The sequence below is a fragment of the Hydrogenophaga sp. ANAO-22 genome (assembly GCF_042466645.1).
Lineage (GTDB): Bacteria > Pseudomonadota > Gammaproteobacteria > Burkholderiales > Burkholderiaceae_C > Hydrogenophaga.
Genome location: NZ_CP159956.1, coordinates 2,025,867 through 2,040,664, shown reverse-complemented (window position 1 = coordinate 2,040,664; position 14,798 = coordinate 2,025,867). Strand labels below are relative to the sequence as shown.

At 68.6% G+C, this 14,798-nt stretch carries 16 protein-coding genes; 10 read left to right on the top strand and 6 right to left on the bottom strand.

Going from position 1 to position 14,798, the window contains the following annotated elements; all coding sequences use genetic code 11:
* Positions 1 to 5 precede the first annotated feature (5 nt).
* The 3 genes from ABSY19_RS09710 to ABSY19_RS09700 form a co-directional block, all read right to left on the bottom strand.
* Positions 6 to 2,138, bottom strand: a complete 2,133-nt coding sequence (locus ABSY19_RS09710) for a chemotaxis protein CheA (protein WP_382161889.1) — start codon at positions 2,136 to 2,138, stop codon at positions 6 to 8.
* Positions 2,139 to 2,178: 40 nt separating this feature from the next.
* A complete protein-coding gene (locus ABSY19_RS09705; protein ID WP_291113599.1) occupies positions 2,179 to 2,541 on the bottom strand; it encodes a response regulator in 363 nt (120 codons plus the stop codon).
* A gap of 61 nt (positions 2,542 to 2,602) precedes the next feature.
* Positions 2,603 to 3,031, bottom strand: a complete 429-nt coding sequence (locus ABSY19_RS09700; protein WP_382161886.1) for a hypothetical protein — start codon at positions 3,029 to 3,031, stop codon at positions 2,603 to 2,605.
* 175 nt (positions 3,032 to 3,206) lie between these two features.
* Between ABSY19_RS09700 and ABSY19_RS09695 the strand changes: the two genes are divergently transcribed.
* The 8 genes from ABSY19_RS09695 (at position 3,207) to ABSY19_RS09660 (ending at position 10,987) form a co-directional block, all read left to right on the top strand.
* A complete protein-coding gene (locus tag ABSY19_RS09695; protein ID WP_382161883.1) occupies positions 3,207 to 4,355 on the top strand; it encodes a response regulator in 1,149 nt (382 codons plus the stop codon).
* Positions 4,333 to 4,962: a response regulator gene (locus tag ABSY19_RS09690; RefSeq protein WP_382161880.1), complete on the top strand. Its 630-nt coding sequence runs from the start codon at positions 4,333 to 4,335 to the stop codon at positions 4,960 to 4,962. Before ABSY19_RS09695 ends, ABSY19_RS09690 begins: the two co-directional genes overlap by 23 nt.
* A 10-nt stretch (positions 4,963 to 4,972) precedes the next feature.
* The gene (locus ABSY19_RS09685) at positions 4,973 to 5,359 is read left to right on the top strand and encodes a DUF2845 domain-containing protein (RefSeq protein ID WP_382161877.1); all 387 of its coding nucleotides are present in this window, start codon (positions 4,973 to 4,975) and stop codon (positions 5,357 to 5,359) included.
* 275 nt (positions 5,360 to 5,634) lie between these two features.
* On the top strand, positions 5,635 to 6,126 hold the full coding sequence (locus ABSY19_RS09680; protein WP_382161874.1) for a contractile injection system protein, VgrG/Pvc8 family: 492 nt from the start codon (positions 5,635 to 5,637) through the stop codon (positions 6,124 to 6,126).
* A 78-nt stretch (positions 6,127 to 6,204) separates the two neighbouring features.
* Positions 6,205 to 7,554: a phospholipase effector Tle1 domain-containing protein gene (locus ABSY19_RS09675; protein WP_382161872.1), complete on the top strand. Its 1,350-nt coding sequence runs from the start codon at positions 6,205 to 6,207 to the stop codon at positions 7,552 to 7,554.
* Complete coding sequence (locus tag ABSY19_RS09670) at positions 7,541 to 8,845, top strand: DUF2931 family protein (protein ID WP_382161868.1); 1,305 nt, start codon at positions 7,541 to 7,543, stop codon at positions 8,843 to 8,845. Before ABSY19_RS09675 ends, ABSY19_RS09670 begins: the two co-directional genes overlap by 14 nt.
* A gap of 112 nt (positions 8,846 to 8,957) precedes the next feature.
* A complete protein-coding gene (locus ABSY19_RS09665) occupies positions 8,958 to 10,532 on the top strand; it encodes an MFS transporter (protein WP_382161866.1) in 1,575 nt (524 codons plus the stop codon).
* 26 nt (positions 10,533 to 10,558) lie between these two features.
* On the top strand, positions 10,559 to 10,987 hold the full coding sequence (locus tag ABSY19_RS09660; RefSeq protein WP_382161863.1) for a hypothetical protein: 429 nt from the start codon (positions 10,559 to 10,561) through the stop codon (positions 10,985 to 10,987).
* On the opposite strand, the gene ABSY19_RS09655 is transcribed toward ABSY19_RS09660, so the two are convergent.
* Positions 10,926 to 11,810 (bottom strand): dienelactone hydrolase family protein, encoded by an 885-nt coding sequence (locus ABSY19_RS09655; RefSeq protein ID WP_382161860.1) that lies wholly within the window; start codon positions 11,808 to 11,810, stop codon positions 10,926 to 10,928. The two genes, ABSY19_RS09660 and ABSY19_RS09655, sit on opposite strands and share 62 nt — an antisense overlap.
* A 96-nt stretch (positions 11,811 to 11,906) precedes the next feature.
* On the opposite strand from ABSY19_RS09655, the gene ABSY19_RS09650 reads away from it, so the two are divergent.
* Together ABSY19_RS09650 and ABSY19_RS09645 are read left to right on the top strand one after the other, a co-directional pair.
* Entirely contained in the window at positions 11,907 to 12,881 is a 975-nt protein-coding gene (locus ABSY19_RS09650; RefSeq protein ID WP_382161858.1) for a GlxA family transcriptional regulator, read from the top strand.
* Between the two features lie 36 nt (positions 12,882 to 12,917).
* On the top strand, positions 12,918 to 13,424 hold the full coding sequence (locus ABSY19_RS09645) for a GNAT family N-acetyltransferase (RefSeq protein WP_382161856.1): 507 nt from the start codon (positions 12,918 to 12,920) through the stop codon (positions 13,422 to 13,424).
* Between the two features lie 16 nt (positions 13,425 to 13,440).
* Here ABSY19_RS09645 and ABSY19_RS09640 read toward each other — a convergent pair whose 3' ends face one another.
* Both ABSY19_RS09640 and ABSY19_RS09635 read right to left on the bottom strand, forming a co-directional pair.
* Entirely contained in the window at positions 13,441 to 13,806 is a 366-nt protein-coding gene (locus ABSY19_RS09640; RefSeq protein WP_382161853.1) for a cupin domain-containing protein, read from the bottom strand.
* A 26-nt stretch (positions 13,807 to 13,832) separates the two neighbouring features.
* Positions 13,833 to 14,750 carry a zinc-binding alcohol dehydrogenase family protein gene (locus tag ABSY19_RS09635; RefSeq protein WP_382163754.1) on the bottom strand — a complete coding sequence of 306 codons (918 nt, stop codon included), beginning with the start codon at positions 14,748 to 14,750 and terminating at the stop codon, positions 13,833 to 13,835.
* Positions 14,751 to 14,798: the final 48 nt, after the last annotated feature.

The window sequence follows — 14,798 nt, the reverse complement described above, 5'->3', positions numbered from 1 at the left end:
TCAGGTCAGTGGCGTGAGCGGCGCACCAGGCCAGAGGTGTCCAGGATCAGCGCGACCTTGCCGTCGCCCAGGATGGTGGCGCCCGAGACGTTGGGCACCTTGCGGTAGTTGGACTCCAGGTTCTTGATCACCACCTGTTGCTGGCCCAGCAGCTCGTCGACCATCAGCGCCACGCGCGAGCCTTCGGCTTCCACCACCACCATGATGGGGCTGGTGCCGTTGAACTCGAAACGCGGCACCTGGAACACGCGCTCGAGTTCGACCACGGGCATGTACTCGTCGCGCACCTTCACCACCTGGGCGCCCTGCGCCATGGTGTTGATGTCGCTCGGCTTGATCTGGAACGACTCGATCACGTTGGACAGCGGCAGGATGTACACCTCGTCGCTCACGCGCACCGACATGCCATCCATGATGGCCAGCGTGAGCGGCAGGCGCACCGAGACGCGCATGCCGAAGCCTTCGGCCGAATCGATCTCCACCGTGCCGTTGAGCGCGGCGATGTTCTTCTTGACCACGTCCATGCCCACGCCGCGGCCGGACACGTCGGTCACTTCCTCGGCGGTGGAGAAACCGGGCGCGAAGATCAGGTTCCAGACCTCGGTGTCGGTCAGCGTGTCGGGCGCGTCGATGCCCTTCTCCCGCGCCTTGCGCAGCAGCTTCTCGCGCGAGAGGCCCTTGCCGTCGTCGCGCACCTCGATCAGGATCGAGCCGCCTTCGTGCGTGGCCGACAGCGTGATCGTGCCGTTTTCGCTCTTGCCCTTGGCGCGGCGCTCCTCCGGCATTTCGATGCCGTGGTCGCAGCTGTTGCGGATCAGGTGGGTCAGCGGGTCGGTGATCTTCTCCACCAGGCCCTTGTCGAGTTCGGTCGATTCGCCCTGCGTGACCAGCTCGACCTTCTTGCCCAGTTTGGTGGCGAGGTCGCGCAGCATGCGGGGGAAGCGGTTGAACACCACGGACATGGGGATCATGCGGATCGACATCACCGCTTCCTGCAGGTCGCGGGTGTTGCGGTCCAGGTCGGCCAGGCCGGCCAGCAGGGGCTGGTTGTCCTTGTCGTCGAGTTCGCGGCTCTTCTGCGCGAGCATGGCCTGGGTGATGACGAGTTCGCCGACCAGGTTGATGAGCTGGTCCACCTTGCTCACCGAGACGCGCAGCGTGCTCGATTCGAGGCCGGCACCGGCAGCGGCACGGGCCTCCACCTTGGGGGCGGCCTTCGGGGCGGCACCCTCGGCGGTGGCGGCGGCGCGCATCGGCACGCCGGGAGCGCCTTCGAAGAAGCCGTAGTCGCGGCCTTCGGTGGTCGGGTTCGGGTGGCCGGTGCCCATGGGCTCGCCGTCTTCGCCGATGGTGATGTTCGGTGCGGCCGGTTGGGCCTGTGGCTCGACGATGCGGATGTCGTCCTTGCCCACGTGGAAGGTGAACAGGTCCATCAGGTCGCTGTCGCTGGCCGAGGTGCGGGCGCGCCAGACGCGGCGCGTGCTCAGGTCGCAGGGCAGGGCCTCGACCGTGCCCAGGCCCGGAATGTCGCGGAACAGCTCGGCGATGCCGTCGGCCGAGGCCGGGTTCTCCAGCGGGCCGATGTGGATTTCCAGCTCGCGCTCGACCTTGGCGGCCTTGCGTGCGGGGGCTGGCGCCGGGGCGGCCACGGGAGCGGGCGCCGCGACCACCACCGGGGCTGGCGCGGGGGCTTCTTCCGGTTCGACTTCGGCGTCCTCGCCGTGGGCCAGCACGCTGATGCGCGCGACCAGGTCGGCCGTGGCGGGGGGCTCGACGCCCCGGCCCTGGTGGGCGCCCAGCAGGCCGCGCAGCGCGTCGGAGGATTCCAGCAGCACGTCCACCATGGCGGCCGTGGGCGTCAGTTCATGGCGGCGCAGCTTGTCCAGCAGCGACTCCATCTGGTGCGTGAGCTCGGCCACGTCGGCAAAGCCGAAGGTGGCGGCACCGCCCTTGATGGAGTGCGCGCAACGGAAGATGGCGTTGAGCTCCTCGTCGTCGGCCTTCTCGAGGTCGAGCGCGAGCAGCATCTGCTCCATCTGGTCCAGGTTCTCACCGGCTTCTTCGAAAAAGATCGAGTAGAACTGGCTCAGGTCGATGTCGTTCCCGAGGTTCTGGCCTTCGTTCATCATTTCACCCATCGGGGTTCTCCTTGGCCGCTTCTTGGGCAGCGCGTTTCAATCAGCGGATGACTTTCTGGATCACTTCGATCAGGCGGCCCGGATCGAAAGGCTTGACCAACCACCCGGTGGCGCCGGCCGCGCGGCCGAGCTGCTTCATCTGGTCGCTGGACTCGGTGGTCAGGATCAGGATGGGCACGGACTTGAACTTGGGGTGCTCACGCAGCTTGCGCGTGAGGCCCAGCCCGTCCATGTTGGGCATGTTCTGGTCGGTCAGCACCAGGTCGATGCTGTGCGTCTGGGCTTTTTCCCAGGCGTCCTGACCGTCCACGGCCTCGACCACGTGGTAGCCCGCCCCGGTGAGGGTGAAGGACACCATTTTTCGCATGGACGCCGAGTCGTCTACGGCAAGAATCGATCGCATGGCTTACTCCGTTTGGAATCAAATATCGGCAATTGGGGCAAAGGCTTGAATCGGCCTGTGCTCAGAACAAGTCGATGGACCCGGCGTCCATCTCGCTTTGGGTCACCGGGCTGGGGCGCTCGGGCATGGGGTCGATGTCCATCGGCACCTCGCCTTCCTCGGGCTCCATGGTCTGGTCGGCCAGGCGCCAGGCGCAGCTCTGCAGCACCTTGCCGGTGTGCACGATCAGCTGGGTGGCCATGTCGTGGAACTGCAGTTCGGTCACGGCCTGGTGCAGGCTCTGGCGGATCGGGCCGAACTCCTCGCCCCGTTCGGCGCTGAGGTGGCCCAGGGCCTGGTTGGCCGAACCGAAACGCTCCAGCAGGTTGCTGGTGGCGTGGTCGAGCAGGCCTTCGAGCCGCTGCAGGTCCGTCATGGCCATGAGCAGCGAATCCTGGAGGTCGGCCACCAGATTCACGGGCAGGGAGACAGACGGCGGGGTCTGCTGCATCGTCGGTAGTTCCATGGTGGGTGGGTGGGGCGCTCGGCTACTGGGGTGGGTATTACAATTTTCGACAGCTGTCCGACCCTGTATCGACAGATAACGGGCCGAATTCAGCACCAATTTCCGCGTTGCCGGCCCAGCCCTGGGTGCAAAGTGGCATTCATCCCCCGAGAACACCAGAATGAGCGGACCGTCTCCAACCCCGGACAAGCGCTTTGTCCGCATCCTTCATCTGGAGGATTCGCGGGTGGACCACGCGCTCGTGAAATTCGCCCTGCAGCGCAGCCAGCTCGCCAGCGAGGTGGTGCTGGTGGACACGCTGGAGGACTTCCGCCGCGAGCTGCAGAGCGCCCACTACGACATCGTGCTGGCCGACTACCACCTGCCCGGGTTCACCGGCATGGACGCCTGGGACGAGGTGCGGGCGATGAAGCTGGAGATCCCGTTCGTCATCCTCTCCGGCGCCATTGGTGAAACGGCGGCGGTCGACGTGATGCACCGGGGCGTGAGCGATTACCTGCTCAAGGACAGCATGCACCGCCTGTCGCACGTGATCGAGCGCGCCATCGAGATCAGCGAAACCCGCCGCGCCAAGGCTGCGGCCGATGCCGAACTGGCCGAATCGCGCCGCCGCCTGGCCGAACTGGCCGAGCACCTGCAGACCAGCATCGAACAGGAACGCGCCGACATCGCGCGCGAGATCCACGACGACATCGGCGGCGCGCTCGCCGCCGTCAAGCTCGACCTGGCCTGGGTCGGCCGGCACGTGGAGCAGGGCGACGTGCAGCGCCACCTGGGCTCGGCCATGGAGATGCTGCAGCACGCCCTGGGCGCGAGCCAGCGCATCATGATGAACCTGCGCCCGCCCATCCTCGACCAGGGCCTGGTCGCCGCCGTGCTCTGGCTGGCCTCGGGCTTCGAGCGGCGCACCGGCCTGCGGGTGGTGGTGCGGCGCTCGTCCGAGACGCTGGACGTGCCGCGCGAATTCCAGCTGGTGGCCTACCGCACCGCGCAGGAGGCCATGACCAACGTGCAGAAGCACGCCGAGGCCAGCTCGGTCGACATCGACCTGAGCGACCGCGAAGGCGTGCTCACCCTGGAAGTGACCGACAACGGCAAGGGCCTGGACGCCCAGGCCCTGCGCAAGGCCAAGTCCTTCGGCCTGCTGGGCCTGCGCGAGCGCGCCGTCAAGGTGGGCGGCTGGCTCGACGTGAGTTCCTCGCCCCGCGGCACCTCGGTCATTCTGTCGATACCCTTGCAGACTTCCAGCAACCCGGACAATGCGGCGCAGGCCGACGAGGAACCCCATGATCAAGGTGATTTTGTGTGACGACCACGCCATGGTGCGGCGCGGCATCCGCGACACCATTTCGGAAGCCACCGACATCCAGGTGGTCGGCGAGGCCGGCAGCTACCCCGAACTGCGCGACCTGATGCGCAAGGTCGAGTGCGACGTGCTCGTGCTCGACCTGAACATGCCCGGGCGCGGGGGCCTGGAGGTGCTGGGCACGCTCAAGGAAGAGGGCTCCACCGTCAAGACCCTGGTGGTCTCCATGTACCCGGAAGACCAGTACGCCATCCGCTGCCTGCGCGCGGGCGCGCGCGGTTACCTGAACAAGGCCGGCGAGCCGGCCGAGCTGGTGGCCGCCATCCGCACCGTGATGCAGGGCCGCAAGTACGTGACGCCCGACGTGGCGCAGATGCTGGTGGACACGCTCAACGCCCCCGAAAGCGAGGAGCTGCACGCCAGCCTGTCCGAGCGCGAACTGCAGACCCTGCAGAAGATCGCCTCGGGCAAGAAGCTCTCGGACATCGCCGAAGAACTCATGCTCAGCCCCAAGACCGTGAGCGTGTACCGCGCGCGCGTGCTGGAAAAGCTGCACTTGGCGAACAACGCCGAACTCACCGTCTACGCGATCCGCAACGGCATCGTGTAGCCCGCCCGCCATGTCCGCCCCAGCCTATCGACTGCCCTCGACCCTGCCGGGCTGGCGGTGGCTGGCGGGCCTGGGGCTGCTCGTGGCCTTGCTGGGCGGCGCGGCCCCGGCACGCGCGGAATCGTTGCGCTGCGCCGGCGGCATCGCGGCCGAAGGCGATTCGAAACTCTCGCTGATGGCCAAGTGCGGCCAACCCGTGCTGACCGACACCTACTGCGCGCCGCTCTACCAGAACCCCCACTACTACCCGGTGCCCGAACCCTACGCCAGCCGCATCCTGCCCTGCCAGGTCACCGAGGAATGGCTGTACGACCGGGGCCCCGGCAACCTGTTCGCCACGGTGCGCCTGCGCTCGGGCGTGGTGCTCTCCATCACCTACGGCCACACGCCACGCTGAGGCGCTGCCTTCCCCTGTCTGCCTGTTGATCCGTCGCTTCCTCGCAACGCGATGAGGGGATGCTGCGTCCGACCCACAGGAGGCTGGCGCAAGGGGCTTGCCATGAGGTGCGGTTTTGGCGGATTGAGTTGGCGGATTTTTGGAGCAGGACGCAGTGCCCTCCAGGTGGCAAGGCTTGGGGGAAAGTCAATCCAGTGAAGTCCGACCTTGGATGAATCGTTGAGGGTGGCCGAGCATGCGTCGCCATCTCAACGAGAACATTCAGGAGGACTGCCATGACCCCATCGACCCCCCGGCGTGGGCTGACGATCCGAAGCGCGGCGATTCCCGAGGTGAACGGTGTTCCCTTGCTGGAGCCCCTGAAGCTCGAAGGCGAAGAGGGCATCAACGCGCTGTTCGAGTACCGGCTGGTGCTGCAGAGCCCGGAGGGCGGTGCCCCACTGGAATTGAACACCTTCATCGGCCGCGAGCTGACCTGCTGCCTCGAACTCGAAGGCCAGGGCAGCTTCGTGCCCGGGATGCCCGGAGGAGCGGGCGTCAACCAGGGCGCAGGGGTGCGGGAGATCTCGGGCCTGATCACCGAAGCCCGGTACATCGGGGAGTCCGGGCGCCACGCGCTGGTGGAGTTCACCCTGAGGCCCTGGCTGCACCTGGCCACGCTGAGCACCGACTGCAAGGTCTTCCAGGACCAGAGCCCGGAGGAGATCATCGAGGCGGTGCTGGGGGAGTACCCGTTCGCGGCGGACAGGGGCGCACCCAGCGCATAGGCAGCGGCGAGGCAGCTGCGCAGCTCCGCATGCATCACGAACGGTCGCAATGACCTGAACCACCAGGAGGACTTCGACATGGCCATCCCACAAACCGACGATCAGGGCCTGTACAACAACCGCTGCATGACCAACACGGTCGAGGACAGCGTGCATGTGGTGGAGGTCGACAAGATTCAGGTCAACCTGTTTTTTGACGGCACTCTCAACAACTACTTCAACGTCGAGACCAGAGACCAAGGCGCGATCGACCGGCACGGCGGCGAAGGTACCAGCTACGACAACGCGCTCTCCAACGTGGCGCGCATGTGGGATTCGCTGGACAAGGAAGTCGACGGCCCCGACCTGGGTGTCTACGTGGAAGGCATGGGCACCACGAGGTCGCAAGGCGATGACGGGGTCGGCAAGGCCCTGGGCACGGGCGACACCGGCATGCGAAGCCGCGCGCAATCGGCGTTCGATCCCTTCAAAGCCCTCGTTGTAAAAAAGCGCGGCAAGCAAGGCTTGCCCGCCTTGCTGGAACTCAACCTGTTCGGCTTCAGCCGGGGGGCGGCCACGGCGCGCCACTTCGCCAGCCTGCTGCGCAACCGGGAAGAAATCGCCCAGCACTTCACCCGGGACTGGAGCCGGGTGGTGGTGCAGGTGAACTTCGTGGGCCTGTTCGACACCGTCTCGGCCGAAGGCCTGCTGCCCGGCAACGACGTGGACGATCTGCAACTGAGATTCGAAGACGACGCGGCGCGGCGGGTGTTCCATCTGGTGGCGCTTGACGAGTACCGGGAAAACTTCCCGCTCACCAACATCGCCAGCGCCTGCCGGGCCAAGAGCGAGGTCGACGGCATCCGCTCGCGCATGGGCTTCGAGCTGGGCATCCCGGGGGCGCATTCGGACGTGGGTGGTGGCTACAAGACCGGCACCAACAAGGTCGAACCCGAAGAGGAGCGCCACCTGCCGGCCCTGCGCAGCGTTCACGGCCGCGGTGGCACCCTCACCTTGCCCGGGCCGCAAGCCTTCGTGTACGCCCAGGGCTGGTACAGCCAGCAAGACCACCGGCCCGCCTGGGGCAAGCCACATCGCCACGTGCGCCAGGTGCAGGGCGACTATTACAAGGTGGGCCTCTCGCTCATGGTGGACATGGCCGAGCGGCACACCACCACGCAGTACCCGGACAAGCTCAAAACTGATATGCAGGCGCACACCCTCGAGGTGGCCCAGGTGCAGCAACAGCTGCGCGCCTTCGCCAAGGACAACGCCTTCGTGGCGTGGAAGCCGGCGCAGCAGAGCTGGGGGCTGGAGGCGAACCTGGGCGCGGAGCGGGCCCGGGCCTTCCGGCGCCGCTTCCTGCACCTCTCGTTCAGCGATGCCTTTGCCATGGCCCCTCGCTACCGCAGCGACGACACCCTGGAGCGCGGCCATGTTTTTGGTTGAACCGTCGCGCCCCTTCTCTCGCCGCCGCTGGCTGGCCCAGGTGGCCGCACTGGGCACCGGTTTGTCCACGGGTGCTGCCCAGGCTCAATTCCTCAAAGGACTCTTCATGCGCAACACCACCCCCGAAACCGCCACCATGAAATGGGAGGTCTCGTTCTGCCGCTACGGCATCGACATCGAACCGAGGGGGCAGGGCGATGTGACCACCTTGACGGGCGACAACTGGATGAAGGACGCCGAGGGGCAGGTCGTGGCCCAGTTCTACACCGGCTTTGGTGCGGCCTGGGGTGCGGGCAGCGGTGGCATGAGCGCCATCAGCAAGAGCGGCGCGCGCCTGCCCAAGACGCTGCGGCTGAAGTACTACGACTACCTCGACGACCGCTTCTACCAGCTCGATGCCGAGTTGCCGCTGCGCCGCATTTACGACCTGTTCATTCAGGCGCCTCCCATCGTGGCCAAGAATGTGACCTATGGCAAGGTCCGTCCACGCTACGACGATGTGCGCATCGGAGTTGCTCCAGACGGCCACGTGATGCTCTGGGCCGCAGGCCTGGGCAGTCAGGTGGAACTGGCGCAGTACCGCGCCGTGGTGCTGCACGGCATCACCCGCAAGAGCTACAACGCCAGCCTGCCCGGGGGCACGTTCACGCTCACCGAAAGCGAGGACCGCCGCCTGATGCTGGACCGCCTCAAGCCCGAGACCATCGCGCGCATCGATGCCGGCTGGCGGCCCGACGCCATGTGGTACATGCGGCACATCCGCGTGAAGTTCCCGTGGCGGCATGTGATGACGGGCAATGTGTCGCGCGTGACCGAGTTGGAGAGTTATCAGGGCAACGCCGAAGCCGAGGCGGTGGGCCAGTGGGAGATGGCGACCTACACCCAGATCCACCGCATGCGCGGCATTCCTGAAACGGCCAAATTCTGGTTCCATGACAGAGAGGGCAAGCGCCACCATTTGTGGTTGAGCTTCTACCTGCGTGAGCGGGCGGTGAGCGAATCCGACCTGAGCGAAGTGCGGGCGGCGTTCGACGAGCTGTTCCCCAAGCGCACGCTGGAAGACAACGACTACCTGCCGGGTGAAGCCGACATGGCGCAGGTGGAGGTGCACGTGAGCGACGACTTCCGGCGGTTCACGGCCACGCTGGTCAAGGGCGACGTGCGCCTGCCCCTGCCGGTGGGCAAGACGCAGCACTTCGAGCTGGAGCCGTTCACGCACTGGCCGGGCAACAAGACCGAAGAGATCACGCCCGAGGAGCGGCGCCTGTTCCAGTACGGGCCGCAAGCTTGAGGGTTGCCCGCGCAGCACCAATCGATGAATCTGGCCGCCGTGGACAAGGTCGAAAAGGCAGGGCACTCAACCCGACAGGCGCTGAGGACGCAGGGCTGCGGAATAATGGGCCATGTCCACATCCATCTGGAGCCCGCTTCGCCAACCCGCTTTCCGGGGGCTCTGGATCTGCGGCGCGGTGTTCTTCATCGGCAGTGGCATGCAGACCATGGCCGCCGCCTGGCTCATGGTCGAGCTCACCGGCTCCTCCTTCCTGGCCGCCCTGGTGCAGACGGCGGTGTTCCTGCCCATGTTCCTGCTGGCGCTGCCCGCCGGGGTGCTGGCCGACACCACCGACCGCCGCCGCCTGATCTCGGGCGCGCTGATCGCCCAGGTGGGCGCGAGCGTGCTGCTGGCCGCTCTGGTGCTGGCGGGCTGGGGTGGTCCCGCCTCGGTGCTGTTCCTGGTCTTCGTCTGCGGCTGCTGCACGGCGGTGCTCACGCCGGCCTGGAATTCCTCGGTGGTCGACCCGGTGCCGCGCCCCGAGTGGCCGCAGGCCATCACCGCCATCGGCATCGCCTACAACGCCGCGCGCGCCATCGGCCCCACGCTGGCCGGCCTGCTGTTCGCGCGCCTGGGCGCGGGCTGGGTGTTCGTGGTCACGGTGTTCACCACGGTGGTGATGTGGGAGTCGATCCGCCGCTGGCCGCCGCGCGCGCACCCGCCGTCCAGCCTGCCGGCCGAGCGCCTGTGGGGTGGCACGCTCAGCGGCCTGCGTTTTGCCTGGCACTCGCGCATCATCCTGGCGCAGCTGGTGCGGGTGATGGCGTTCAGCGCGGCCGGTTCGGCGCTCTGGGCCCTGCTGCCGGTGATCGCGCAGCGCCAGCTGGGCACCGGCGCCGAAGGCTTCGGCCTGCTCATGGGCTGCCTGGGCACCGGGGCGGTGGCTTCGGGCCTGGTCATCGGCCGGCTGCGCGCGCGTTTCTCGCTCGATGCCATCGTGGCCGTGGCCTGCGTGGTGTTCGCTGCCGTGATGCTGGTGGCCGCCTGGGTGCGTGTGCCAGCGGTGGTGTACGTGGCCATGGCGTTCGGCGGCGCGGCCTGGATGGCCACCATGTCCACCTTCAACACCGCCACCCAGGCCAGTGCGCCGCCCTGGGTGCGCTCGCGCGCGGTGGCGCTGCACATCGTCTCCGCGCTCGGTGCGTTCGCCATCGGTTCGGCCTTCTGGGGCGCGGTGTCCGACATCGCGGGCCTCACCGCCGCGCTCGCCGCGGCCGGCGTGCTCATGGCCGCGGGCCTGCTGCTGGCGCGCCCCTTCCCCTTGCGCGTGGGCGCGGACCACGAGGTGACCCAGGGCACACCGTGGGACGAGCTCTTCGTGGAAGCCGAGCCCAGCCCCGAGTCCGGACCGATCGCGGTGGAGGTGGGCTACCGCATCCGCCCCGGTGTGGACGAGGCCTTTCTCGACACCATCGCCCAGATGAAGGCGCCGCGCCGCCGCGACGGCGCCACGTTCTGGCGCGTCTACAAGGACCTGGGTGAACCCTCGCGTTATGTGGAGCGCTTCATCGTCACCTCCTGGGCCGACTACCTGCACCAGCGCGCGCGCGCCACCGTGGCCGACCGCGCGATCGAGACCGAGGTGCGCGCCTTCCTCGCCGAAGGCGAGAGCGCGCGCATGTCGCACTACATCGCCGAACGTTGATCCGGCACCCCACCGAAAGGCACACCATGAAGTTCCCACACCTCGCCTGCATGGCCGCGATCGCCGTCGCCCTGGCCGCCTGCCAGGACCGCACCCCCGAAGCCGCGCCAGCGGCGGCCGGCGCGAGCGCCCCGGCCGCGCCGGCACCTGCGCCCACACCTGCTGCGCCCGCTCCGGCCACCGATGCCTGGCTGGGTCAATGGAACGGGCCTGAAGGCACCTACCTCCAGATCGCGGGCAGCGGTGGCCAGTACGAGGTGACCATCCGCAACCTCGACGGCCCCCGCACGTTCCCGGGCAAGGCGGCGGGTGATGCGCGCATCGAGTTCGAGCGCGACGGCGTGAAGGAATCCCTGCGCGCCACCGACGGTGCCGAGACCGGGATGAAGTGGCTCAGCGAGAAGAAGAACTGCCTGACGGTTCGAGCGGGCGAGGGCTACTGCCGGGATTCCTGAGCCGCCGCGTGAAGAAGGCCAGGATCTCGTCGCGCGCCGTGAGGGTCGGCTGGCCGGCCTCATCGATCAGGTGCGCCGTCACCACGCTGTGCGGGCTGTTCACCACCTGCTCGAAGAACGGGGGCAGGGCCGTCCGGTTGGCGGCGCTGTCGGGCAGCACCCGCGCCACGAAGCGCGGGCCCAGCGCGGCTTCGTAGGCCTTGAAGCGCTCGGCCTTGCAGAACTTGTCGCCCGCGAAGCGGTAGGCCATCACCGTGAGGTCCTCGCGCTCCAGGCGCGAGCGCACCTCGGCCAAGTCCTCGGGCCCGATCTCCAGGCCGGCCGGGTCGTCCAGCGGCAGCGAGGGCTGCGACAGCACGGGCGCCAGCATCGACGGCTCCAGCATCATCGTGAGCGCGAAATTGCCGGTGAAGCACATGCCGATGGCGCCCACGCCAGGACCGCCGCAAGCCGCGTGCGCGTGCCGGGCCAGCAGCCTCAGCCAGCGCGTCACCGGGCTGGCCTGGTTGGGCCCCTTGCGGTTGGCGAACGCGCGGAACTCCGCGCTCACACAGGCGCGCTGCATCACGGCCATGCCCGCTTCGGCCTCGGGCACCGCGCCGTCCACCCCGAACAGCGACGGCATGTAAACCGTGAAACCCGCGTCGCGCACCCAGCGCGCGAAGCGGGCCACGTGCGGGCTGATGCCCGGCATCTCGGTCATGACGATCACCGCCGGCCCATGGCCGGCCACATGCACGCGCTTGGTGACACCATCCAGCGTGATCTCGCGCGCCTCGAAATCGTCGAGGGCGTCGTGTTCGGTCAGATTCGGGTGGGGCATGTCCTGGGCTCTCTGGAGATGGAAGGGCCTTGATTGCACCAAGGCCGGCGCTACACTGCCAGTGTCTGTTTCGACATCTTTCAAGCTATTCCTGCCATGCGTGATTTCACCGTTCTCGTGCTGCCCGGGGCCTGGGGGAGTGGGGTGGCCGTCACGCTGGACGTGTTGAGCGCGGCGGCGGCCATCGCGCCCCGGCTCGCCTTGCCGCAGCCCACCTGGCGCGTGTGCTCGCCCGACGGTGGCCCGGTGGCGCTCGGCCACGGCCTGCAATTGCAGACGCACGCCCTGCCGGCCCGAGCGGGTCGCGACAGCTCGACCTGGATCGTGCCCGGCCTGGGGGTGGACCAGGCCTCGGCGCTGGCCGACCGCCTGGCGCGCGACGACGCGCGGGCGGCCAGCGAGGGCCTGCGGCGGCACGCGGCGCGGGGCGGCGAGGTGGCCGCGTCCTGTTCCGCTGTGTTCCTGCTGCAGGCGGCGGGCCTGCTGGATGGCCGGCGGGCCACCACCTCGTGGTGGCTGGCGCCGCGCCTGCAAGGCCTGGCACCCCTGTGCCGCGTGGACGCGGACCGCATGGTCTGCGCCGACGGCCCCATCACCACAGCCGGTGCCGCGCTGGCGCAGACCGACCTCATGCTCCACCTGCTGCGCACCCGCTTCGGGCCGGCGCTGGCGGACGCGGTGAGCCGCGTGCTGCTCATCGACGGCCGCCAGGCGCAGGCGCCCTTCGTGCTGCCCGCCATGCAGTCCAACGGCAACGAGCTGATCGGCCGCCTGACGCAACACATCGAATCCGCCTTGCCCCACCCGCCTGACGTGGCGGCGCTGGCCGAGGCTTTCGCCATGTCGCCGCGCACCCTGGCGCGGCACGTCAAAGCCGCCACCGGCCGGGGCGCGCTGGCGCTCGTGCAGAGCGTGCGGCTCAACCGCGCGCGCATGCTGATCGAGCGCAGCCGCCTGACGATCGAGCAGGTGGCGGCCCAGGTGGGCTACGAAGACGCGACCGCCCTGCGGCGCCTCATGCGAAAGTCGGCCGGGGCCTCGCCCAGCCGCTTCCGTTCGGGCCCGCATTGAACTCCCCCACACCCCCAACGCCACCTCACATCACGCATGCACATCCGCCGCCTCACCCCCCAAGACGCGAGCCCGTTTCGCGCGTTGCGCCTGTCCGCCTTGCAGGAGGAACCCACCGCGTTTGGTTCCAGCCATGAGGAAGAGGTGGTTTTCCCTCCCGAAACGACGGCGGCCCGCCTCGCGGTGCATCCCGACCAGGGCGCGTTCGGCGCCTTCGAGGGAGACCGGCTGATCGGCATCGTGACGCTGCGGCGTGAAGACAAGCGCAAGCTGCGGCACAAGGGGATGATCTATGGCCTGTACGTGGCGCCCGAGGCGCGGGGCAAGGGCGTGGGCCGTGGATTGCTCGTGCAGGCGCTCGCGCTGGCCGGGTCGGTGCCCGACCTGCTTCAGGTGAGCCTGAGCGTCAATGCGGGCAACATGGCCGCCATCGCCTTGTACGAATCCCTGGGCTTCCAGACCTTCGGCCGTGAACCGGCCGCCCTGCGGATCGACGGGGTGTTGCACGACGAACTGCACATGTTCTGGCGTCCCGCCCACTGAGAGGGCGGCAGGGGTTTCATGCCGGGGAGGCCGGTGGCGCGTTGGCCATCACCAGCAGCACCATGGCCGGCCGGTTGCTCTCGTTGATGAGCTGGCGCGCCTCGCCCGGGGCGAAGCGGCAGGAGTCGAGGGCGCGCAGCGTGGCGCGCTGCGGCACGCCGTCCACCGCGCCCACCAGGGTGACCTCGCCTTCGACGACGAAGTAGAGCTTTTCGATCGGCGACGGGTCCAGCGTGGTGTGGCCGTCGGGCAGCAGCTGGCTCATGCCCATCCACATCTGGGTGGACGGGCCGGCCTCCTTGCCCTGCAGGCGCAGGCAGCGCATGTCGACGTGGTTGGGCGCCTCGTAGGTGGGCGCCTCGTCGAAGCGGGTGACGTGCATGGCGGCGGCTCCTCGCGGGTGGGCGTTCAGGGGCGCAGCACGACCCGGTCCGTGCTGCCACCGAGCACGGCGCGGTAGGCCTCGGCCGCATCGGCCAGGTCGTAGGCGCGGGCGATGGGGAAGGGCTTGAGCGTGCCGCGTTCGAAACCTTCGCGCATGGCGTCGAGCTGGGCGGTGGAGGTGGCGCAGTCCATGGCAAGCGAGTCGATGCCCACGTAGGTGTGCATGCCGCGGTAGAACGCGAAGATGTCGAAGGGCACGGCGCGGTCGTGCGTGGCGATGAAGATCTGCGTCGCGCCCTTGGCCATGGCCTTGTTGGCGGCGTCGAAGTAGGCACTGCCCACGGTGTTGAACACGGTGTCGGCGCCGCGCCCCTGGGTGAGGTCGCGGGCGGTGGCGGCCACGTCGACTGCCGTGGCGTCGATCACGTCCACCGGTGCGCAGCTGAAGCCGGCGAACGGGCCGGGGCCACGCTGCACGGCGATCACGCGCGCGCCGGCCTGCGTGGCCAGCTGCACCGCGGCCTGGCCGACCTTGCCGTTGGCGCCCATCACCATCACGGTCTGGCCGGCGCGGGGCATGCCGCTGCGGCGAAAGCCCTCGTAGGCGGTGACGAAGGGCACGCCGACCGCGCCCGCCTCTTCCATCGAGAGGTTGGCCGGCATGGCGCGCAGCGCGGCCAGCGGCAGTTCGAGGTAACGCGCGTGCGAGCCGTCGCGCGTGATGCCGACATCGCCGCCCGAGCCATAGACCTGGCGGCCGATCCATTCGGTGGGGCCTTCGACCACGGTGCCCGCGAAGTCGCGGCCCGGGGTGCGCGGCCACACGGCCTGCGGCATGATGCCCAGGCTGGCCTTGGCGTCGCTGGGGTTGACGGCCGCCGCGCCCACGCGCACCAGCGCGTGGCCCGGCGCGGGCACGCGCTGGGGACTGTCCACCAGCATCAGGCGCAGGGTGTCGATGCTGTCGGCCTTCTGCAGCAGACGCAGGGC

What these genes read in the sequence shown, in the direction of transcription:
- ABSY19_RS09640 (WP_382161853.1), bottom strand. Translation starts at nt 13,806, where the DNA reads ATGCACGTCACCCGCTTCGACGAGGCGCCCACCTACGAGGCGCCCAAC.
- ABSY19_RS09670 (WP_382161868.1), top strand. Translation starts at nt 7,541, where the DNA reads ATGTTTTTGGTTGAACCGTCGCGCCCCTTCTCTCGCCGCCGCTGGCTG.
- ABSY19_RS09705 (WP_291113599.1), bottom strand. Translation starts at nt 2,541, where the DNA reads ATGCGATCGATTCTTGCCGTAGACGACTCGGCGTCCATGCGAAAAATG.
- ABSY19_RS09690 (WP_382161880.1), top strand. Translation starts at nt 4,333, where the DNA reads ATGATCAAGGTGATTTTGTGTGACGACCACGCCATGGTGCGGCGCGGC.
- ABSY19_RS09695 (WP_382161883.1), top strand. Translation starts at nt 3,207, where the DNA reads ATGAGCGGACCGTCTCCAACCCCGGACAAGCGCTTTGTCCGCATCCTT.
- ABSY19_RS09685 (WP_382161877.1), top strand. Translation starts at nt 4,973, where the DNA reads ATGTCCGCCCCAGCCTATCGACTGCCCTCGACCCTGCCGGGCTGGCGG.
- ABSY19_RS09710 (WP_382161889.1), bottom strand. Translation starts at nt 2,138, where the DNA reads ATGGGTGAAATGATGAACGAAGGCCAGAACCTCGGGAACGACATCGAC.
- ABSY19_RS09675 (WP_382161872.1), top strand. Translation starts at nt 6,205, where the DNA reads ATGGCCATCCCACAAACCGACGATCAGGGCCTGTACAACAACCGCTGC.
- ABSY19_RS09700 (WP_382161886.1), bottom strand. Translation starts at nt 3,031, where the DNA reads ATGCAGCAGACCCCGCCGTCTGTCTCCCTGCCCGTGAATCTGGTGGCC.
- ABSY19_RS09650 (WP_382161858.1), top strand. Translation starts at nt 11,907, where the DNA reads ATGCGTGATTTCACCGTTCTCGTGCTGCCCGGGGCCTGGGGGAGTGGG.
- ABSY19_RS09680 (WP_382161874.1), top strand. Translation starts at nt 5,635, where the DNA reads ATGACCCCATCGACCCCCCGGCGTGGGCTGACGATCCGAAGCGCGGCG.
- ABSY19_RS09655 (WP_382161860.1), bottom strand. Translation starts at nt 11,810, where the DNA reads ATGCCCCACCCGAATCTGACCGAACACGACGCCCTCGACGATTTCGAG.
- ABSY19_RS09665 (WP_382161866.1), top strand. Translation starts at nt 8,958, where the DNA reads ATGTCCACATCCATCTGGAGCCCGCTTCGCCAACCCGCTTTCCGGGGG.
- ABSY19_RS09645 (WP_382161856.1), top strand. Translation starts at nt 12,918, where the DNA reads ATGCACATCCGCCGCCTCACCCCCCAAGACGCGAGCCCGTTTCGCGCG.
- ABSY19_RS09635 (WP_382163754.1), bottom strand. Translation starts at nt 14,750, where the DNA reads ATGCTGGTGGACAGTCCCCAGCGCGTGCCCGCGCCGGGCCACGCGCTG.
- ABSY19_RS09660 (WP_382161863.1), top strand. Translation starts at nt 10,559, where the DNA reads ATGAAGTTCCCACACCTCGCCTGCATGGCCGCGATCGCCGTCGCCCTG.